The organism is Novosphingobium mississippiense (assembly GCF_044029535.1).
Lineage (GTDB): Bacteria > Pseudomonadota > Alphaproteobacteria > Sphingomonadales > Sphingomonadaceae > Novosphingobium.
Genome location: NZ_CP147003.1, coordinates 80,497 through 101,412 on the forward strand (window position 1 = coordinate 80,497; position 20,916 = coordinate 101,412).

The window sequence follows — 20,916 nt, forward strand, 5'->3', positions numbered from 1 at the left end:
CGGAGGGATGAGAATGCTTTAAATCGGCGGGCCGTCCGTGCCATAGTCCGCGGCACGGCTCCATTTGCGATCGGGCTCGCGAAGGGCGAATCGCGGACGATGGCGAAGGGCCGGATGGACGCTGGGTTGGGAGGCTGCCGATGATGCTGCTGCCGGTCAGGATGCGGCAGGAAGAGCAGATGGATGCGCCGGATCTGGACCCGCGCATCTATGAACAGGTGCTGCGCGATCTGGGGCGGGTCAACCGCTGGACCTTCACCCATCATGCGGCGCTGGCCTATCTCGCGCGCGCGGTGGGCGATGCCCCGCGCTTCACGCTGATGGATGTTGGCTTCGGTTATGGCGACATGTTGCGGGCGGTCGCGGCATGGGCGGCGCGGCGCGGGATCGAGGCGCGGTTGGTGGGCGTGGACCTCAATCCGGCGAGCCGCGCGCTGGCCGAGGGGGCAACGCCTGCCGACCTGCCGATCGAGTACCGGACGGGCGACTATGCCGACCAGCCCGAACGCTTCGATTTCATCATCAGCAGCCAGGTCGCGCACCACATGGACGATGCGCAATTGACGCGGTTCCTGCGGTTCATGGAGCATGACGCGCGGCGCGGCTGGCTGATCTGCGACCTGAACCGCCACGTGTTTTCCTATCACGGCTTCCCGTTGCTGGCGCGGTTCATGGGCGTGCACCGGATCGTGCGCGAGGATGGGCAACTGTCCATCGCGCGATCGCTCCGCCCCGGTGAGTGGCCTGCCGAACTGGCGCGGGCGGGGCTCGATCCCGCAAAGGCGCGCGTGGTGCGGCGGTTTCCGTTCCGGATCGCGGTGGAACGGGTGTTCTGATCGCTCGGCCGGCGCGTCGGGGTATCGCCGGGGCGTTGGGCGAGCGGCTTTCGCGCAGGACGCGACCGACCCTATGATCGCCGCAAAGACGTGCTTGGGGAGAACGCGGATGCCTGCGCTGGGACGGATCGGCATATGGTCGATGGAATTGCGGTTCGGAGACCCGCAGGCGGCGGCCCGTTCGGCGGCCGAACTGGACGAGCTGGGCTATCGCGCGCTGTGGATTCCGGGCGGAATGGGCGGCGATATCACGGGCGATATCGACCGGCTGCTGGATGCCACCACCCACGCCACGATTGCCACCGGCATCCTCAACATCTGGATGCACGATCCGGCGGAGATCGCATCGTGGTGGAAGGCGCTGCCCGATGCGCGGCAGCGGCGCGTGCTGCTGGGTCTCGGCGTAAGCCACGCGCATATCGTGGGGGAGGCTTACGCAAAGCCACTTGCCGCCATGGAGGCCTATCTCGATCGCCTTGATGCCGAAGGGCTGCCGGCGGAAGCCCGCTGTCTGGCGGCATTGGGGCCGAAGATGCAGGCCTTGGCGCGCGAACGGTCCTGCGGCATCCATCCCTACCTCATCTCGCCCGAGCACACGCAATCCGCGCGCGCGGTTCTAGGGCCGGGCAAGCTGCTGGCACCGGAACAGGGCGTGGTGCTAGATAGCGATCCCGCAACCGCGCGCGAAAAGGCGCGCGGTGCGTTGTCGCACTATCTCCAGTATCCCAATTACCGGAACAGCTGGATCCGGCTTGGGTTCGATGTGGAGGAGATCGACGCGATGAGCGATCGTCTGGTGGACAGCCTGTTCGCCTGGGGCGATGCCGCCGCCATCACCGCGCGGCTGGATGAGCACTGGGCCGCCGGGGCGGATCACGTTTGCATACAGGCGATCACCGGGCAGGGTCTGGACCCGACAGCGCCGATGGCAGCATGGCGCGCGCTGGCGGGGGCCGGTTCGTCCGCCTGACCGTTCAAACGGGCGCGCATTCGCCGGCCAGCCATTCGCGGAACAGGGCCAGCGCCTTCGTCCGCTTTCGGGCCGGCGGATAGGCCAGCCAGTAGCTGCGATCCTCGCCAAGCGCCCGATCCACCGGAATCACCAGCTCGCCCGCCTCCAGTTCCGGCGCGATCAGGAATGAGGGGATCAGCGCCGCGCCGCCGCCTGCCTTCACTGCCTGCGCCAGCATCAGGAAGTGGCTGACGCCCGGCAGGGACTGCGCATCGGGGCCACTCATGCCGAACAGCGCGAACCAGCGCGTCCATGCATCGCGGCGGGAGGACTGCACCAGCAGGGGCACGCGCAGCAGGTCCGCCGCCGTCGTGATGCCGTGCTCCGCCTGCAATTCGGGGGAGATCACCGGCACGACATGTTCGTGGAACAGCATGTCATGCTGCGCCCCCGGCCAATCGGGCGCGCCGCCAACGTGGATGGCGGCGTGGAACGGCTCCCGCGCGAAATCGAAAACGTCCACGCGCGCGGCGATGTTGACCACGAGATCGGGGTGCAACTGCGTCAGGCGCGGCAGGCGCGGCGCCAGCCAGCGCATCCCGAAGCCCGGCAGCACCGCCAGTTCCAGCACATGTTCGGGCTCCGGATCCATCAATCGGCCGGTCGCGCGCCGGATTGCCGCCAGCGCCGGGGCAATCTCCTCCATGAACTGCCGTCCGGTATCGTTCAGGGCCACCCGGCGGCCGTTCCGGTCAAACAGCGCCGCCCCCAGCCATTGTTCCAGATTGGAGATATGGCGGCTCACCGCGCTCTGCGTCAGCCGCAGCGCCTCCGCCGCGCGGGAGAACGATCCAAGGCGGGCCGCCGCCTCGAAACAATGCAGCATGGACATGGGCGGCAGGCGACGACGATCGTCATGGTTCATTCCAAAAACTCATAAGCTCATGCGCAATAGATGGCTTTATAGGCCGATCCATATCGGAAATCATGCGCAATCAGCATGAGGAGTTGCCCAGTGTCCGACCACGTTCTGCCCGTTTACGCCCCCGCGCCGGTCAACCTCGCTCGCGGACGCGGCGTCTGGCTTTACGATGAGGAAGGGCAGGACTGGCTGGACTGCATCGGCGGCATCGCCACCAATGCGCTGGGCCATTGCCATCCCCGGCTGGTGGCCGCGTTGCGCGATCAGGCGGACAAGCTCTGGCACGTGTCCAACGCACTTTCCATTCCCGGGCAGGCCATGCTGGCCGAGCGGCTGGCGTCGGCGTGTTTCGGCGATCTGGCCTTCTTCACCAACAGCGGCGCGGAAACGGTGGAATGCGCGATCAAGATGGCGCGTCACTATCACGCCCATCGCGGCGATTCCGCGCGCATCGACGTGATCGGCTTTGCCGGCAGCTTCCACGGGCGGACCTATGCGGGCCTGAACGCAGGTGGCAATCCGGCGCATCTCGACGGGTTCGGGCCGCGCCTGCCGGGCTATGTCCACCTCTCGCTGGACGATCACGCGGCGCTGGAGCGGGCGGCGGCCAGCCCCACGGCAGCCGCCGTGATCATCGAACCGGTGCAGGGCGAAGGAGGCGCGCGCGCGCTTTCGGAAGCCGACCTGCTGCGCCTGCGCGACGTGACGCGGCGGAATGGCATCCTGCTGATCCATGACGAAGTGCAGAGCGGCATGGGCCGCACCGGCCGCCTGTTCGCGCATCAATGGGTCGATGGCGCGGCGCCGGACATCATGGCGCTGGCCAAGGCGCTGGGCGGCGGCTTTCCGGTGGGCGCCTGCCTTGCCACGCGTGAAGCGGCGGCGGGGATGACCTTCGGCACGCATGGCAGCACTTTCGGCGGCAACCCGCTGGCCATGGCCGTGGCGCTGGCCGCGTTCGACGAGATCGCCAGGCCCGAACTGCTGGAACACGTGCGCGCCATGTCGCAGCGTCTGCGGGATGGACTGAACGCCCTCTGCGCCCGCTATCCGCAAGTGGTGGAGGAAGTGCGCGGCAAGGGCCTGCTGGTCGGCGTGCGCATGGCAACGCCCAACAAGGCGTTCATCGCGACGGCGCGCGAACACCGCCTGCTGCTGGCGGGCGGCGGCGACAACTGCGTGCGGATGCTGCCCGCGCTGATCATCTCGGCAGAGGAAGTGGACGAGGCGATCGCTCGCTTCGCCGCCGCTTGCGAAACCGTACTGCGCGCCGAAGCCTCGGCCGCTACGGTTCCGGCCTGAGGGCATGGCGACCATGTTGCGATCGAACTGCCCGGCGACGGGAGAGCTGATCTGGGAAGGGCGCGCGGACGAGGCGGCTGACGTTACCCGCGCGCTCGGTCAGGCGCGCGCCGCGTTCGCGCGCTGGGCGGCCACCGATCTGGATGCGCGCAAGGCGGTGCTGCGCCGCTATGCCGAACTGCTTTCGGCGTCGGCGGTCGACATGGCGGCAACGATCGCGCGGGAGACGGGAAAGCCGCTATGGGAAGCGCAGCAGGAAGTCGCCTCGATGATCGGCAAGGTCGATATCTCGATCCGCGCCCAGGCCGAACGCGCGGGCTATCGCGCGGAAGGGCAGGGCTTCGGTCAGGCGGTGCTGCGCCATCATCCCCACGGCGTCATGGCGGTGCTGGGGCCATACAACTTCCCCGGCCACTTGCCGAACGGCCACATCGTGCCGGCGCTGCTGGCGGGCAACAGCGTGGTGTTCAAGCCCTCCGAAGAGACGCCGGCGACCGGCGAACTGATGGCCATGCTGTTGCGAGAGGCTGGTCTGCCTGATGGCGTGCTCGTGCTGGTGCAGGGCGGGCGCGAGACGGGGGCTGCGCTGATCGCGGGCGATATCGACGGGTTGCTGTTCACCGGCTCGGCCGAGACTGGCATGATCCTGCGCCGGGCGATGGTGGACCGGCCCAACGTGATCCTGGCGCTGGAACTGGGCGGCAACAATCCCGTCGTTGCCTGGGATGGCGATCCCGATGCCGTCGCCTCGATCGTCGTGCAATCGGCCTTTGCGACCGCTGGGCAGCGCTGCTCCTGCGCGCGGCGGCTGATCGTTCCCGAAGGCCCGGTCGGCGATCGCATCGTCGCAGCCGTGGCGGCGCTGGCCGGGCGGATGCGGATCGGCGCATGGAATGCCGTGCCCGAGCCCGCCATCGGCCCGCTCGTCTCGGTCGCCGCAGCGGACAAGGCACGTGCCGAAATTGCGCGACTTCTGGCGCTGGGTGCGCGGCCTCTGCTGCCGGTGCGCGACCTTTCCGGCTTGTCGTCGGCTTTCGTTGCGCCGACGATGCTGGACATGACCGGCATCGCCGCCGCCGACCGCGAGATTTTCGCACCGGTGCTGCAAGTGCTGCGCGTGGCGGACTTCGATGCCGCCATCGATGCGGCGAACGCCACGGCCTTCGGCCTTTCTGCCGGCCTCGTTTCCGAAAGCGAGGACTTGTGGCGCCGCTTCCTGGCACTGGTGCGCGCCGGGATCGTCAACCGCAATCGCCCCACCACCGGCGCCAGCGGGGGAATGCCGTTCGGCGGACTGGGTGCCTCTGGCAATCACCGCCCCAGCGCTTACTACGCCGCCGACTATTGCGCCTATCCGGTCGCCGGTTTCGAGGCGGGCGTGCTGGCGGATCTGACCGGCGACATGAAAGGCATCGTCGACTTGGCCGAGGAGCAGGTATCGTGAGCCGGCAGGGGCAATATCACGAAATCAATTTCGACGGGCTGATCGGGCCCAGCCACAACTATTCGGGCCTCTCGCTGGGCAATATCGCCTCGGCCAACAATGCCGGCGCGGTTTCCGCCCCGCGCCGTGCGGCGCTGCAGGGGCTTGGCAAGATGCGGCGGATGATGGCGCTGGGTCTGCCGCAGGGCCTGCTGCTGCCGCACCACCGCCCGGATGCAGGCTGGCTGCGCGGGCTGGGCTTCGCCGGGGACGACGATGCCGTGCTGCGTGCGGCATGGCGGCAGGAACCGGCGCTTTTGCGCAATGCGTTCTCCGCCTCGGCGATGTGGACGGCCAATGCCGCCACCGTCTCGCCCGCGCCCGATACGGCGGACGCCCGCTGCCACTTCACCGTCGCCAACTTGTCGACGATGCTCCACCGCAGCATCGAGCATGAGCAGACCTTGCGCCAGCTGCGCCTTGCCTTCGCGGATGAGCGTTACTTCGCCGTGCATGCCGCGCTTCCGGCAGGCTTGGGCGACGAAGGTGCGGCGAATTTCATGCGGCTCGGCCCCAGCCATGGCGTGCGCGGGCTGGAACTGTTCGTCCATGGCGAGCGGGTGGCGGGAGCAGCCTTTCCCGCGCGGCAGCATCGCGCCGCCAGTGCTGCCGTAGCGCGGCTGCACGGGCTGGCGGATCCGGCGCTTGTGCGCCAGAACGACGCGGCGATTGCCGCCGGAGCGTTCCACAACGATGTGGTCGCCGTCGCCAACGAGCAGGTTCTTTTCACGCACGAACAAGCCTTTGCCGACCGTGAGGCCGTGCATCGCATGGTGATGGAGCGCGTGCCCGGCGCGGTCATCGTCGAGGCGCCGGCCGCGCGGATCGGGCTGGATCTGGCCATCCGATCCTACCTGTTCAATTCGCAACTGGTCACGCTGCCGGAAGGCGGCATGGCTCTGATCTTGCCGCACGAAGCGCGCGAGGCGCCGGAAGTCTGGGCCTGGCTGGAGGAAGTGCGCGAGGGGGACAACCCGATCACCAGACTGGAAGTGGTGGACGTGCGGGAATCGATGCGCAACGGCGGCGGCCCCGCCTGCCTGCGCCTGCGCGTTGCCGTCAGCGCGGAAGCCCACGCCGCGATCGATCCGCGCTTCCTGCTGGACGAGAAGGTCTGCGACCGGATCGAGGCGGTGATCGAACGCGAATGGCCCGAACGCATCGCGCCCGACGATCTGGGCGAGCCGGACCTGTGGCATCGCTGCCGCTCCGCGCGTGCCGCGCTGCTGGACGTGCTGCGCTTCGCGCCCGGTGAACTCTAGAGCAGTTGATCCGACTGCATCGGATCAACTGCTCTAAGATTTTGGTTTATCGCGTTTTCCGAGTCATCAGGTGATTCCACCTGATTAGAAAACGCTCTCGTCGTACAAAACATGGCGATGGGGACGCGAAACGATCCCCATCGCCAAGTTTACCATCAGGCGGCTGACTTGCGGCTGGCCACCCAGTCGTTGACTACGCGTTCCAGCACCGTCAACGGCATGCCGCCACCGGCCAGCGCGGTATCGTGGAAGCCGCGAATGTCGAAGCGGTCGCCCAGCGCCGCCCGTGCCTTCTCACGCAGGCGAACCCATTCGTTGTGGCCGACCTTGTAGGCGCAGGCCTGACCCGGCCAGCTGCAATAGCGATCGACTTCTGAAGTCGCGCCGCCTTCGGCGCGGCCGGTGTTGTCCAGGAAGTAGCGGATCGCCTGTTCGCGGCTCCAGCCCTTGGCGTGGATGCCGGTATCGACGACAAGACGCACCGCGCGGAACAGCAGGCTCTGGTAGAAGCCCACGCGGCCCAGCGGGTCGTTGTCGTAAGCGCCCAGTTCGTCGGCCAGTTGTTCGGCATAGAGGCCCCAGCCTTCGGAATAGGCCGAGAAGAACAGCAGGTTCATCAGCTTAGGCGCGGCGGCGCTTTCCTGCTGCAGCGCGATTTGCAGGTGGTGGCCCGGAATCGCCTCATGATAGGTCAGCGTCGGCAGGCCGAACTTGGGCCAGTTGGCGGTGTCGGTCAGGTTGATCCAGTAGATGCCCGGCCGGGTGCCATCAAGGCTGGGCGAGTTGTAGTAGCCCTGCGATGCGCCTTCCTGGATTTCGGGCGGCACGCGCTTGATTTCCACGCCCGCCTTGGGAAGGCGGCCGAAAGCCTTGGGCAGCAGCGCCTGCATCGCCGCCATCTGCTTGTTCAGATGCGCGACCAGTTCGACCTTGGCGGCATCGGTGTTGGGATAGACGTTGGCGGGATTGGCGATCAGCGCGGCCATGCGCTCACCCACGGTGCCCTGCGTGTACCCTTGCGCCTTCAGCAAGGCGTCCGATCGGGCGGTCAGGTCGGCAACCTGCTCCAGCCCGATGCGGTGGATTTCTTCGGCGGTCATCTTGGTGGTGGTGATGTAGTTCAGGCTGTTGGCGTAGTATTGCGCCCCCTGCGGCAGGCGCGAGACGGAGGCATCGTGCCCGGCCTTCGGCAGTGCCGCCTTCAGCACGTCGTTCTGGCGCTGCAACGCGGGATAGACCCGTTCCGCCACCAGCTTTTCGACCCGCGCGGCCCAATCGCCGGGGATGGATTTCTCCTGCGTGCGGCGGACGATCGACTTGACGAGAGTGGATTCGCCGGCGGCCGTGCCCAGCATTCCCGCCTGCAGGGCGATGGTCTTGTTCAGGATGAAATCGGGCGGGATCACGCCAAGGGCATAATCCTCGCGCGTGCGGTCGGTCTCCGCATCCAGCACGGCCGCGAAGTCGTTCACGCGCGAAACATAAGCCTCGGCATCGGCGGCGGTCTTGATGGTGTGCTGGTTGTCGAGGAAGTCCCCCGTGTTCAGATAGGCGCCGCCGCCTTGGCTGACGCGATAGACCTGCGGCCAGCCACCCTGGCCATAAGGGATGGCGAATGTCCGGATCACGGCATCGAGGTTCGCCGCGATGGTATCGTAATAGATCGCATCCTGCGTGTTCAGCCCGGCGCGGTTGACGGCGTTAAGCTGCGCGCGTGCGGTGCGAACGAGATTGCGGCTCTTTTCCTCTTCCTCCCGCGTGGGGATGGTCAGGTGCGATTTCAGGCCGGCGCGCGCGCCGGTGTCCAGCCCCAGCTGCGTCGCCGTTTCGGGCGATGCGTCCACCTGGGCATTGAAGTACTTGTCCATGAAGGCGGCAAGCGCAGGGTTGGAACCGCTGGTGGACGCGGAAGCGCGTGCAAGCGTGGGCCCGGCCGCGACAACGGCGGCACCCGCCGATGCGGTCGAAAGGAAATGGCGACGGTCGATCATGAAAGCTCCGACGATTATTTATGGCGGGGAGCCTACGCCATCGTCGCAAGTGAATGCAATTGGGAGCGAAAGTGCCTTCTGTCCGCTGTCGTGGACAGCCTATTGCAGCGTGGCCGGTGTGTCGGATTTCACGGGAGCGGCGCTGGCACTGGCACTGGCACTGGCACTGGCGGGCCCGGTCTTGGGCGCGTTCAGCTTGCGCAGGCATTCGGCGGGGTCGTTCCGGGGGAAGATCTTGCAATCCCAGGCGATCATCTCGCGGTGGCTGGACTGATCCCGCAGATAGAGAAAGGCCATGGACCGCCGGGCGCCGACGGGGATCGGATAGCTTCGCGGGATGTCGGCGCTGTCGATCCAGCCGGCAACCTCGCAGAAACTGCGCCCGCGACAGAGATCGAGGGCGAGCGATCCGAACGAGCCCGGCGCGGTGCGCGGCAGCAGCAGGCCGAAGCCATCGCCGGTCGGTTTCAGCAGTTTCACGCGGGCGCCGTGGAGGTCCACCGTCATGATGTCCGGAGACGTGGCGTCCGGCAGGTCCGGCGGGATTGTCGCCACTGCCGGGATCAGTTGGGGGGCGGCATCGGCGGCAAGCGGAGCCGGTTGCAGACTGCCGGTAACCCGCCCGGCGGGCACAATCGAAGGTTCTCCGGGATCGGTGCGCTGGCGGAAGATGGCGGCACTGCCCCAGCCGCCGCGCCAGCGGAAGAACAAGTGCGGCCCCACCCGGGCGATCTTGTCCAGCTCGCCGCTCCATGGCGGGGCGACCCAATCGGTGTGGTAATGGGTGGCATGGCCGACCGGCGCGTAGACGGCGCCGTCCAGCGCCTTGGCCGCGATCGCGCGCGCCTTGTCCCACAGCCAGGGCATCGGCCGCCGCGCCATGGCGCCGTCGCAAGTGAAAGTGAACTGGCAACCGGTCACGCGCTCGGAACCCTGGAACACCACGCCGCAGGCGCTTGCCGGGAAGGCCGGATGGCGCATCCGGTTCAGGACGACTTGCGCGACGGCCCGCTGCCCGTCCAGATCGCCGCCCGCTTCGTAATAGGCGGCGTTGGCGATGCAGTCGATCGCGCGCAGGCGGTCTTCGGACGAACCGGCAAAGCGGAACGGCGCGGCCGCCGTATCGCGCACGCTGGCAAAGGGGATGGCGGCATTGATCCGCTGGGCCGCTTCACGCGCCGCATCGTCCGGCAGCCCGGCCGGAAACGCCACGGGCAGGACGGGCGGCGGCATCGTGGGGGAGGGGAGGGCGAAGGCCTGCCAGCCCCCGGTCATCCCTGCGATCATATGGGCGATGGGGGCGGCCGGGCCGGTGGTCGCGGCCAAATCTCTGCCCACCGCCCCGCTCAATGCCGAGGACCCGGGTAGCAATCCGAGCAGAAGCGGCGCCAACAGCCCCCCGGCCCGGAGCTGTGGGTTTGCCGAAAGCTCCGCCATCGCCGCGCGTATACCGCGCCGATGGCGAAACGTGGAAGACCCATGCTGGCCGAACCGTGGCGATTGCGCGCCTGTCTGTGGAATCCGGGCATTTACGTGGCAGCGAACAGCTCCGCCGGTCCAGCGCTTACGGTCATTTCGGATCATCGAGCGTGCGAAACGTCGCCGCCAGATGATCGATCAGGGCGCGCACCGCCGGCGGCAACCCGCGCCGCGTCGTGAAGACGAGGTGGACGATGCCGATCTGCCCGCCCCATTCGGGCAGGATCTGTACCATCCTTCCGGCCGCGATGTCCTGTTGGCAAATATGATCGGGCAAGAGCGCCACTCCCAGATTGCCCGCCACCGCCGTGCGCAGGGCGGCAAAATCCTCGCACGTCATGCGTGGTTGATGGCGGTGGACGGCCAGTGCGCCGTTGGGGCCGGACAAGTGCCAGGCCACCTCTCCGCTGTCGTCGGTGGAGGCCAGCGTCTGCATGTGCTGGAGGGCGTCCACGCCGGCTTCGGTCCGTTGTCCAGCCAGCAGGGGCGCGGCGACCTGCGGCCCGGCCACGAGTATGCGGCGCGACCGGCCGAGCGTGCGCATGGTCAGCGATGCATCGGTATCGAGCGAGACGCGCACGCGCAGGGCCAGGTCGATGTGTTCGGCAATGAGGTCGACGGGGCGGTCGGTGGCGATGAGTTGCAGCGTCACCTTGGGAAATCGGGCCAGAAAGTCCGGAAGGCCCGGTGACAGAACTTCGACCATTCCGCGCGGGCAACTGAAGCGCACGCGGCCCTGCGGTTCGCTGTGGGCCTGCGCCACCAGGGCTTCGGCCTGCTCCGCCTCTTCCAGCATGGCCCGGCAACGCGTGTAGAAGGCCTGGCCCACCTCGGTCACGCGGAACCGGCGGGAGGACCGCTCTATCAGCCGCGTGCCCAGGCGCTCCTCCAGGGCAGCGATGCGGCGGCTGAGCTTCGATTTCGGAACCCGCAAGGCCCGCCCTGCCGGCGCGAAGCCGCCATGCTTCACCACTTCGGCATAGTAGGCATAGTCGTTCATGTCGGGCATCGGGCAATCTCATCGTTCCATCAGTGCAACGATGAGTAGCGAATTTGCCGACTACAGCCAATATCGTTCTGGATGCATCTCCTTTTCAGCGGCGAACGGATCGCCGTCCTCAACAGGAGAATGAAAATGGCTAACAGGTTCGAAAACAAGGTCGTGGTCGTCACCGGCGGAACGACCGGTATCGGTCTTGCCGCCGCCAAGGCCTTCATCGCCGAAGGCGCCTCGGTATTCATCACCGGCCGCCGTCAGGAGGCGCTGGACGCGGCGGTCAAGGAAATCGGCGGAAAGGTCACCGGCGTTCGGGGCGACATGGGCAAGCTTGCCGATATCGATCGGCTCTACGATGCCGTGCAGCAGCAGCACGCCGCGATCGACGTGGTCTTCGCCAATGCGGGCGGCGGTGAATTCGCGGCATTGGGCGCGATCACCGAGGAGCACTATGAAAGCACCTTCGATACCAATGTGAAGGGCGTGCTGTTCACCGTGCAGAAGGCGCTGCCACTGCTGCGCGATGGGGCTGCGGTGGTGCTGACCTCTTCCACCACCAGCCTTTCGGGCACCCCGGCGTTCAGCGTCTACAGCGCGACCAAGGCGGCCGTCCGCAGCTTTGCCCGCAACTGGATCCTCGACCTCAAGGACCGGCGCATCCGCGTGAATGCGGTCAGCCCGGGGGTTACCGATACGCCGGGTGTGGACCATCTGTTCGGCAGCGGCGAGGCGGCACAGGGCACCAGGGACTACCTTGCCAGCCTGATCCCGGCCGGCCGCATCGGTCAGCCCGAGGAAATCGCCAAGGCCGTGCTGTTCCTCGCCTCCGATGATGCCAGCTTCGTCAACGGCGTCGAACTCTTCGTGGACGGCGGGCAGGTGCAGATCTGATCGGCCAATTCTTCAGGAGACAGGCAATGACCGATATCGTCCGGCAGCTCCTTCTGCGAAACCTGCACGAGGTTTTCGGCGAAGGCGATCTGATCCGCCGCAAGGCGGCGGTGGAGGAACTCTTCACGCAAGATGCCGAGTTTCACGAACCGGCCGGCATCTGGCGCGGACGTGACGCCATCAACCGGATCGCCGGCGAAATCCGCGCCACGCATCCCCACTTCCAATACACGCCGCTGCGCGAACCGGATGTGTTGGGGGCAGCGGCGGGTCGCATCCAGTGGGTGGCGGGACCGGTCGGAGCGGCCCCGGCTTATGCGGGAACCGACGTCATCGTGGTTCGCGACGGCAGGATCGCGGCGCTCTGCCTGTTCTTCGATGAAGTGGGCGCGAATATCTGATTGATAAATGGCAATCCCGCCTCGTCGCACGACGATGAGGCGGGATTGTCGTGTTCAGTCCAGGACTTGCAGACGCTTCAACACGCCTTTTTCGGCGTCTTCGGCGGCAGCGTCAGCCTTGCGGGATGATCGTAGAATGCATCGGCCGCGATCCGATGGCTGGGTGAATAGACTTCCGCCAATACCGCATAGAGCTGCGGGTCATGATCCTGCAAATCTGCCGCCGAGACGACGATTTTGTTGCCGGTCCGATAGGCTTTGTTGGAATTGAACCAGAATTGCGTGCCTTCGGCCCAGTATTCCTGCGCCGTTACCGATGCATAGTCATCCTTCCACAGTCCCTGATCCAGCGCATGACGATAGGCTGCCTGAACCCGCGCATAGAGCGCCGGATCGACCGTCTCGATCGCGGAAAGTATGTTGTGGGAGAATTCGTGCACCAGGATGTTCTCGCCGAAATAGCGCGTTCCCGGAATCGCGAGGAGGTTTTCGGCCGCCCCCGTCGTATAGAGCCCGCCCATTCCGCGTGCGCGGCTATTCCAGTATTCCGCATCGGTCATGGCGGCGATCTGGGCGTAGTTCTTGCGCTCGCAGGGGGTGAGCCGTTCGTCGTCGATCGCCGGCTTCTTCCAGTCCCGCTGTTCCGGCAGGTCCATGGTGCCTTCGTCGATCGCCATCACGCCGACGCGCGCGCCGCTGCGGACCAGTTCGCGGCGGATATCGGGACGTTCGCTGGTTTCGGCCAGCACGATATCGCGCGCAATTCGCAATGCCTTGTCCGGCACTTTGGCGGAGGAGACGACGGGGATGCCATCCGCGTCCAGGAACTTGCGGTAGAAGGGATCAAGCCCCAGCGAAGCCGGAACCGGGCCGACCGCATCACCGGGAACGGCATCGGCCTTTTGCACCGGGGCGGCAGCGGCGGACAGGGCCCAGATCGAAAGCGTCAGTACAAGGCGCCGTGCAGGTCTGGCGATCATGCGGGGGACTTTCGGTAAAAAGGGGAAGCCCCGGATCCGCAGAGGCGGATCCGGGGCTCGATCATTGCGTCCCGCCGCTGTCAGCGGTGGAAGCGCAGGCTGAGGAAGAACGTCCGCCCGATCACGTCGTAGACGCCCGACTGGTAGCTCAACTCGAAGTTCGCGCCGCCGGCCTCGGCACCCGGAATGCGTGGGGGCTTGCGGTCGAACGCGTTGTTGAGGCCACCCGACAGTTCAAGGAAGTTTGTCAGCGGGACAGAGGCCGAGAAGTCGTTGTAGAAGACGTTCGGCGTCCAGACCTGGCTGTACTTGTCGGACGTGATCGAGGTGCTGGCCTTCATCGGCGAGAAGTGGCGCAGCGTCCACGTGAAGTTGAACCCTTCACGCGAATAGTTCGTGCGCACCACGCCCTTCCACTTGGGCGAGCCGAACACGCCGGCATATTCGGTGATCGAGTTCGGATCGGCCGGGTCCAGCGTGTAGCGGCGATTGAGCAGGCGCGTGTAGTTCGCATCGATCGACAGCGTGCCCGCATTGGCGCCAAGGCCGATGCGTTCCAGCGGCAGCGAATAGGCCAGGCCGAAATCGATGCCGCGCGTCAGGTACTGCGCCAGATTCAGCTTTTGCGTTTTCACCGATTCCAGATTGCCGTTGGCATCGCGCTGGATCAGCGGGCAGAAGATGTTGTCCAGCGTGGGCTGGTCCACGCACTTCTCGATCAGGGTCTGCGCGCCGAAGGCGTCGATCGCGTTGCGCAGGTCGATATTGTAGTAGTCCACCGTGAACGAGAAGCCCGGCACGAAGCGCGGCTGGAACACCGCGCCCAGGGTCAGCGTCTTGGCGGTTTCCGGCTTCAGGTCGAGGTTGCCGCTCGAAATGATGTCGCGATAGAGCCAGTAGCTGGCGGTATCGGCCGGATGGATCGCCGCGCAGTTGGCGGCGGTGTACTGGGTACGGGTGGCGCGGTTCGCCAGATTGTAGGTGTTGCAGGGATCGGTAACCCACAGGCCCGAGATGCTGTTGGCGGTATAAAGCTCACCGATGTTCGGCGCGCGCACGGCCTGGCCATAGGTGGCGCGGAAGCGGATATCGCGAATGGGCGCCCATTCGCCGCCGAACTTCCAGGTCGTGGTCGAACCGGCGGTGCTGTAATCCGACAGACGCAGCGCGCCGTCGACCGACAGCGTTTCGAAGAACGGCACGGCCTTCAGGATCGGCACGTGGAGTTCGCCGTAGACTTCCTTGACCGAATACTTGCCGACCAGCGTGCTGGCGGTGGTGCCGATCGAGGGATCGTAGAGCGGGCTGTCGGGATTGTATTCGGGGATCGCGCCGATATCGTTGCGTTCCTTGCGGTATTCCGCACCCAGCACCATCTGCACCGCGCCGCCCGGCAGATCGAACAGACCGCCCGAGACGTAGCCCGAAAGCACCTGCTGGGTCAGCGTCGATTTCGACCAGTGGGAGGTATAGGTGATGTAGTCGATCATCTGCGGCGTCAGCGTGACCAGCGGATTGATCGGCACGCAGCCGTTGCCCGGATCGTCCAGCGTGCTGCGGCAGATGGCGTTGCCGTTGGCGTCGGTCGTGCTGTCCAGCCCCATGTACCAGCGGTCATAGGCGGTGGAGTTCACGTCGCGCACGCGCTGACTGGTCTTGCCGTAGGAATAGTAGGTCGAATAGTTCCACGGCTTGTTGAACAGCGTGAAATCGCCGTCCGCGCCGGCCACGGCCTGGAACAGCGTGCGGTCGTAATCGGTGCGCGGTGCCGGCAGTTCCATGAAGCGGCGGGCGAACTGGACGCCGCCGTCGGGCACGGAGCCGCCGCTGGCGGCGCGGATCTCGTCGGTGATGTAGGGGCTGTCCGCCGGCACCACGTCGGTGCCGAAAGCCGTCATCTGCAGGAAGCCCGCCTGCGACGTGTTGTGCGCATAGGTGGCGTTGGCATAGAGCTTGAGCGCGTCGCTCACCTCGAAACTGGCGGAGGCGCGAGTGTTGATGCGCTGCGAGGGGACGGAGAGGAACCAGCCGTCATAGCGGCCATTGTACTCGCCGCCGTCGGTCAGCAGGGTGCCCAGCGGATCGGTTGCGGTGTCGAGGTTGGTGGGAACGGCATTGACGAAGCCGCCGGGGCCAAGGATCGGATCGCGCAGCGCGCCGGTGGCGCGGTCTACCGAATAGAGCTTGCCGCCCAGCACCAGCTGCGCCGCGTCCGCGCTGTTGATGTTGCGGACGTGGTCCTGCACGAAATAGGGGGTGCTGCTGCTGGTGCGGGCGTAGATCGGGTATCCGTCCGCTGTCCACGGCCGGTCGGATCCGCTGACGGTGCCGGGCGTGTTCTCGAAGAAGCCGTAGACCGTCACGTTGCCGCGATTGTCCGCGAAATTGGCGCCGGCCAGCATGTCGAACCCATAGGTGTCCATGTCGCCGCGCGTCGATGCGCTGTAGCGGGTGTTCGCCTCGATCCCGGAGAAGTCCTTCTTCAGGATGAAGTTGGCAACGCCGGCCACAGCATCCGCGCCGTAGAGCGCCGATGCGCCGCCGGTGATCACTTCCACGCGCTGGACAAGGCTGGAGGGAATATTGCTGAGGTCGACCGCCGAAGTACCGGGAATCGCGGCAACCTGGCGGCGCCCATCCACCAGCACCAGCGTGCGCTGCGTGCCCATGCCGCGCAAGTCGAGTGCGTTGACGCCGGCATTGCCGGCAAGGTTGCTGGTCTGGTTGGTCTGCGTGATGGACAGTGCCGGAAGCTGGTTGACCACATCGGCAATGTTCTGCGTGCCGGCGGCCTTGATCTGCCCGGCATCGACTACCGCGATCGGCGATGGGCTGTCCGCGGCGGCGCGGCGAATGCGCGAACCGGTGACGACGATATCGTCCGCCCGCGCTGCGGCAGGCTGGTCATCGGGGTCGGCGGGAAGTGTCTGGGCGAATGCCGCCGTGCTGATGCCGAAACTGCTCAGCATCAAAAGCGTGCGCAGGCGGGCCGCGGAGGACCTCTGAAATGTCATTGATGTTGCTCCCTGTTCTACATGGTTGCCCCATGTAGTACACGGTATACGATATCTTAAATCAGTTTGTGTCAAGCAGGTTTCGCCATCGTTGCGATCATGTCTGCAACCTGCAAAGGATTGTAATCCTGTTGCGTGACGGCGTGCGGAACTGGTGAGACGATCTTCGCGCGCATGGACGGATGAACGGGCCGTTCCGCGTCACAAGCACTTGCAGGTGCGGCGCATTCCTGCGCAAACCCAAAGTCCAAGAGGCAAGGGAAGAGGAAAGCGCCGTGCATAGGATCGGCTGGATGGTCATGGCCCTGGTGGCCACGGTTTCGCTGGCAGTCGTCGCGCTATCGCGCGGGGAGCCGATCAATGCCTTGTGGATCCTGATCGCGGCCGTCTGTTCCTTCCTGGTCGCCTACCGCTTCTATGCACGCTTCATCGCCAGCCGGGTCATGCGGCTCGACCCCGCGCGACCAACTCCGGCGATCTACCGCGCGGACGGGCTGGACTATGTGGCGACCGACCGGCGCGTGCTGTTCGGGCACCACTTTGCCGCCATTGCCGGAGCTGGCCCGCTGGTGGGGCCAGTGCTGGCCGCGCAGATGGGCTATCTGCCGGGCACCTTGTGGATCATCGTGGGCGTGGTGCTGGCCGGCGCGGTGCAGGATTTCATGGTGCTGTTCGTCTCCATGCGGCGCGACGGGCGCTCGCTGGGCGAACTCGTGCGGATGGAAATGGGCCAGGCGGCGGGCGTCATCGCGCTGTTCGGCGCGTTCCTGATCATGATCATCATCCTTGCGGTGCTGGCGCTGATCGTCGTCAAGGCGCTGGCGGCCAGCCCGTGGGGCCTGTTCACCGTGGCCGCGACAGTGCCGTTGGCGCTGCTGATGGGCGGTTATACGCGCTGGGTCCGGCCGGGGCGGATCGGCGAAGTCTCGATACTGGGGCTGATCGGGCTGATATTTGCGCTGATCTGCGGGCAGTGGGTGGCGCAGTCGCCGTTCTGGGGCCCGCTGTTCACGCTGACGCCGATCCAGCTCTGCTGGATTCTCATCGGGTACGGCGCGATTGCTTCGGTACTGCCGGTCTGGCTGCTGCTGGCCCCGCGCGACTATCTTTCGACGTTCCTGAAGATCGGCGCGATCTGCGCGCTGGCTGTCGGCATCGTCATCATGGCGCCGCCGCTGCGGATGCCCGCGCTGACCGCGTTCGCCGCCCATGGCGGACCGGTGTGGTCCGGCGCGCTGTTTCCGTTCCTGTTCATCACCATCGCTTGCGGCGCGGTTTCCGGCTTTCACGCCCTGATCGCCAGCGGCACCACGCCGAAGCTGATCGCCACCGAGGCGGATGCGCCGATGATCGGTTATGGCGCGATGCTGATGGAAGCCTTCGTGGCGATCATGGCGCTGATCGGTGCCTCCATCCTTGATCCCGGTATCTATTTCGCCATGAACAGCCCGGCCGCCGTGATCGGCACGGAGCCGCATCAGGTGGCGCAGGCGGTCACCGCCATGGGCTATCCACTGTCGGCCGACACGCTGGTGCAGACCGCGCGCGATCTGGGCGAGCACACGATCATCTCGCGCGCGGGCGGTGCGCCCACTTTGGCCGTCGCCATGGCCGAAATCTTCTCGCACGTGGTCGGCGGCCCGGCGATGAAGGCGTTCTGGTACCACTTCGCCATCCTGTTCGAGGCGCTGTTCATCCTCACCGCGGTCGATGCCGGTACACGCGCCGGGCGGTTCATGCTGCAGGACCTGATCGCCATCGCCGCGCCGCGTTTCGGCAAGAATGAGGGCATGGTCCCAGGCCTTGTCGCCACGGGCCTGTGCGTCGCGGCCTGGGGCTTTTTCCTGCATCAAGGCGTGTCCGATCCGCTGGGCGGGGTGAACACGCTGTGGCCGGTGTTCGGTATCGCCAACCAGATGCTCGCGGCGATCGCGCTGATGCTGGGGACGGTGGTGCTGTTCCGCATGAAGCAGGACCGCTACGTCTGGGTGACGGCTCTGCCGGCGGCATGGCTGCTGCTGTGCACCGGCACCGCCGGATGGCTGAAGCTGTTCGCGGCCGATCCGAAAGTCGGCTTCCTTGCCCACGCCGCGAAGTTCCAGACGGCTGCCGATGCGGGGCAAGTGCTGGCGCCAGCCAAGTCGCTTGCCGAAATGCGGCAGGTCATCTTCAACGACCGCATCGACGCCGCGCTCGTCGCGGTATTCCTGGCGGTGGTGCTGGCGCTGCTGGTGTTCAGCCTGCGTACCTGCATCGCCTCCCGACGCAGTGCGGTGCCGACCACCAGCGAAGTGGTGGGAACGGCGGTGACGGCATGAGCGGGCTGTTCACCACGCTACGCCGGTCGCTGCATTTGATGGTCGGCCTGCCCGATTACGAGGATTACCTCGCCCACATGCGCGCGCATCATCCCGAGCGGCCGGTGATGGACCGCGTTGCGTTCTTCCGCGATCGGCAGGAGGCGCGCTATGGCGGCAAGAACGGCGGACGCTGCTGCTGAGAAGCTGTTTGGAAAATGCCCTGGGGGGCATTTTCTTGGCGGCACCGGCCCGCTCCCCCACCCGACCACCCACAGGATACTACCGTTGGGCGGTCGGGTGGGGGAGCGGGCCGGTGCCGCGAAATTCGCTTTCAGCGAATTTCCAAAACGACGCTGGGCGCGCCAAACAAAATCGTGGAGCGGTTAACTAACCCTGCGGGTAATCCCGATGGAAATCGTTCGGCCAGTGAAAATTGGTATGCGTGATCGTCACGCTGAAATCGGTGGAGGTGACCTGGTGCCACCAGCCCAGCGGGATGAACAGCGCCTCGCCCGCCATCAGGTCGACCTGATGCACGCGCATTCCTTTCAACGAGGGAAAGCGCATGGTCAGGTCCGGCTCGGCCAGGTCCCTGATTTCGCTATAGACGTGAAAGTCATTGTGAATGCGCGGGGTTTCCAGCGGGCTGGCCAGCAGAATCCGTTTGCTGCCGGCCAGTTGCAGCAGAAGGTTGTTGGTCAGATCGTGGTGTAGCGGGGTGAACGTGCCCAGCGGCCCGATCCATGTCATGCCGTGCGGGCGATCGGTTTCGCGCGTCAGGAACTTGTCCAGAAAGCCCAGATCCGCGTTCAGCGGCGCCAGCGCTTCGGCGTTCGCCCCGGCATTGTAGGCAGTGAGGTAGAGATCGTTGCCGGCGCCGGGCGCGCAGATGCGATCGATGAAGGCATCGAAGGGCATGGCGGTGGTGTGGGCATCCATCTTGCGTTCGAAATCCGGATTGCCGCTGCGTCCCGCCTGCACTTCCACCGGAGCGGGACCGATCTTCGCCTTCAGATATTCCGGCGTCCAGCGGTGCAGGGCCGGCCAATCGTCCAATTCGCCGGTGATCAGCGCCGGCCAGTTGGCTGCATAGTGGCGATCGAGGAACGCCTGCTGGTCGATCGCTTCGTAGCGAGGGATCTGACGGTTGTGGGACAGCGTGCCCAGCCGCTGGACGGATTGCATGATCCATTCAAGCTTGCCGGACGGTGGTTGCGATACCTGCCGCCCGGCATTGGCGCGCGCGGCGCCGGCGTGCGGGCATGCCGAAGGCGGCGGCGCGGTGTCGGCATGGGCAGGGCCTGAATGGAAGGCCTCCGCCCCCTTGAATTCGGCAAGCCGCAACTTGGTCCGGTGATCGGCAGGGCCGCGCGCGCCGGAGGAATAGGTGCCGCGAAAGTAGTACTTCTGCCACTTGTCCGCCGGTGCCGACGGTGGATCGGCCGCCATCCGGGCGTGAAAGGCATCGCGGCCGGCGCTCCACGCCTCGAACTGCGCCTTGAGTTCGGGCGCTTCCTCGATCGGGCGGATCTCCGGCACCACGTGTTCGATCATGGTGCGGCCGATCGGGAAGAGGAAGCAGAACGGTTCGTTCTCTTCAAAGCGGATCACGTGGTTGGGGCGGGTGAAGCGCCAGTTCATCGTGAAGCTGTAGGGCGACCAATCGGTCTCGATCAGGCCGGAAAGCGGCGCGATCCCGTCCTTGGCGGCATTGGGCGGCCCGCCGGCCCAGAGGTTGATGCCCGGTTCGGTGCGGAACAGCCCCTCGACATGGAAGGTCAGCACGCCTGCCCCGAACAGGGCCACCGGCAATGACTCCCGCGCATGTCCGGCATCGGGGCGAATGAGAACGTCTTCGGGCGCGCTGCCGCCGTTCCATTCGGCTTCGAAGCCGACCGGGCTCAGGATTTCCCACCCGTGCGAATTGGCGATGTCCAGCGGCAGGCAGCGATAGGCGAAGCGTTCCGGCGTGGCATCCATCCAGCCGCGCGTCTGCGAAGCGGCGCGGATGCGCGGCTTCCATCCCGAATAGACGTAGCAGGTTAGCTTCATTGCAGGCGATGACCCCCTGATGGCGGCGCGTTCAGGCAGCACCATGGTAATCCG

At 66.1% G+C, this 20,916-nt stretch carries 16 protein-coding genes; 9 read left to right on the plus strand and 7 right to left on the minus strand.

What is annotated here, in order from left to right; translation table 11 throughout:
- Positions 1–140: 140 nt before the first annotated feature.
- Together WBP06_RS18880 and WBP06_RS18885 are read left to right on the plus strand one after the other, a co-directional pair.
- Positions 141–836, plus strand: a complete 696-nt coding sequence (locus WBP06_RS18880; RefSeq protein WP_395336099.1) for a methyltransferase domain-containing protein — start codon at positions 141–143, stop codon at positions 834–836.
- Positions 837–945: 109 nt separating this feature from the next.
- On the plus strand, positions 946–1,806 hold the full coding sequence (locus WBP06_RS18885; RefSeq protein WP_395336101.1) for a TIGR03620 family F420-dependent LLM class oxidoreductase: 861 nt from the start codon (positions 946–948) through the stop codon (positions 1,804–1,806).
- Positions 1,807–1,810: 4 nt separating this feature from the next.
- Here the strand turns inward: WBP06_RS18885 and WBP06_RS18890 are convergent, their stop codons facing one another.
- Positions 1,811–2,713, minus strand: coding sequence for a LysR substrate-binding domain-containing protein (locus tag WBP06_RS18890; RefSeq protein ID WP_395336103.1), 903 nt, complete (start codon positions 2,711–2,713; stop codon positions 1,811–1,813).
- A 90-nt stretch (positions 2,714–2,803) separates the two neighbouring features.
- On the opposite strand from WBP06_RS18890, the gene WBP06_RS18895 reads away from it, so the two are divergent.
- The 3 genes from WBP06_RS18895 to WBP06_RS18905 are packed head-to-tail and all read left to right on the plus strand — an operon-like array spanning position 2,804 to position 6,757.
- Positions 2,804–4,012, plus strand: a complete 1,209-nt coding sequence (locus WBP06_RS18895) for an aspartate aminotransferase family protein (RefSeq protein ID WP_395336105.1) — start codon at positions 2,804–2,806, stop codon at positions 4,010–4,012.
- 13 nt (positions 4,013–4,025) lie between these two features.
- Positions 4,026–5,456, plus strand: a complete 1,431-nt coding sequence (gene astD / locus WBP06_RS18900) for a succinylglutamate-semialdehyde dehydrogenase (protein ID WP_395337517.1) — start codon at positions 4,026–4,028, stop codon at positions 5,454–5,456.
- Positions 5,453–6,757 carry an N-succinylarginine dihydrolase gene (locus tag WBP06_RS18905; RefSeq protein WP_395336107.1) on the plus strand — a complete coding sequence of 435 codons (1,305 nt, stop codon included), beginning with the start codon at positions 5,453–5,455 and terminating at the stop codon, positions 6,755–6,757. The genes astD and WBP06_RS18905 overlap by 4 nt, the downstream gene beginning before the upstream one ends.
- 155 nt (positions 6,758–6,912) lie before the next feature.
- Here WBP06_RS18905 and WBP06_RS18910 read toward each other — a convergent pair whose 3' ends face one another.
- The 3 genes from WBP06_RS18910 to WBP06_RS18920 form a co-directional block, all read right to left on the minus strand.
- Entirely contained in the window at positions 6,913–8,748 is a 1,836-nt protein-coding gene (locus WBP06_RS18910) for a DUF885 domain-containing protein (protein WP_395336110.1), read from the minus strand.
- Positions 8,749–8,847: 99 nt separating this feature from the next.
- On the minus strand, positions 8,848–10,086 hold the full coding sequence (locus WBP06_RS18915; protein WP_395336113.1) for a cell wall hydrolase: 1,239 nt from the start codon (positions 10,084–10,086) through the stop codon (positions 8,848–8,850).
- Between the two features lie 232 nt (positions 10,087–10,318).
- The gene (locus WBP06_RS18920; protein WP_395336116.1) at positions 10,319–11,236 is read right to left on the minus strand and encodes a LysR substrate-binding domain-containing protein; all 918 of its coding nucleotides are present in this window, start codon (positions 11,234–11,236) and stop codon (positions 10,319–10,321) included.
- Between the two features lie 126 nt (positions 11,237–11,362).
- Between WBP06_RS18920 and WBP06_RS18925 the strand changes: the two genes are divergently transcribed.
- Together WBP06_RS18925 and WBP06_RS18930 are read left to right on the plus strand one after the other, a co-directional pair.
- Positions 11,363–12,115, plus strand: coding sequence for an SDR family oxidoreductase (locus WBP06_RS18925; protein WP_395336118.1), 753 nt, complete (start codon positions 11,363–11,365; stop codon positions 12,113–12,115).
- Positions 12,116–12,141: 26 nt separating this feature from the next.
- On the plus strand, positions 12,142–12,516 hold the full coding sequence (locus WBP06_RS18930; protein WP_395336121.1) for a nuclear transport factor 2 family protein: 375 nt from the start codon (positions 12,142–12,144) through the stop codon (positions 12,514–12,516).
- Positions 12,517–12,593: 77 nt separating this feature from the next.
- Here the strand turns inward: WBP06_RS18930 and WBP06_RS18935 are convergent, their stop codons facing one another.
- Positions 12,594–13,496 carry a glycoside hydrolase gene (locus WBP06_RS18935; RefSeq protein ID WP_395336123.1) on the minus strand — a complete coding sequence of 301 codons (903 nt, stop codon included), beginning with the start codon at positions 13,494–13,496 and terminating at the stop codon, positions 12,594–12,596.
- Between the two features lie 80 nt (positions 13,497–13,576).
- Positions 13,577–16,510, minus strand: coding sequence for a TonB-dependent receptor plug domain-containing protein (locus WBP06_RS18940; RefSeq protein WP_395336125.1), 2,934 nt, complete (start codon positions 16,508–16,510; stop codon positions 13,577–13,579).
- Between the two features lie 293 nt (positions 16,511–16,803).
- On the opposite strand from WBP06_RS18940, the gene WBP06_RS18945 reads away from it, so the two are divergent.
- Together WBP06_RS18945 and WBP06_RS18950 are read left to right on the plus strand one after the other, a co-directional pair.
- Positions 16,804–18,828 carry a carbon starvation CstA family protein gene (locus WBP06_RS18945; RefSeq protein WP_395337518.1) on the plus strand — a complete coding sequence of 675 codons (2,025 nt, stop codon included), beginning with the start codon at positions 16,804–16,806 and terminating at the stop codon, positions 18,826–18,828.
- Positions 18,825–19,010 carry a YbdD/YjiX family protein gene (locus tag WBP06_RS18950; RefSeq protein WP_395336127.1) on the plus strand — a complete coding sequence of 62 codons (186 nt, stop codon included), beginning with the start codon at positions 18,825–18,827 and terminating at the stop codon, positions 19,008–19,010. Before WBP06_RS18945 ends, WBP06_RS18950 begins: the two co-directional genes overlap by 4 nt.
- Positions 19,011–19,197: 187 nt before the next feature.
- Here WBP06_RS18950 and WBP06_RS18955 read toward each other — a convergent pair whose 3' ends face one another.
- Positions 19,198–20,862 carry a DUF6065 family protein gene (locus tag WBP06_RS18955; protein ID WP_395336129.1) on the minus strand — a complete coding sequence of 555 codons (1,665 nt, stop codon included), beginning with the start codon at positions 20,860–20,862 and terminating at the stop codon, positions 19,198–19,200.
- Positions 20,863–20,916 lie beyond the last annotated feature (54 nt).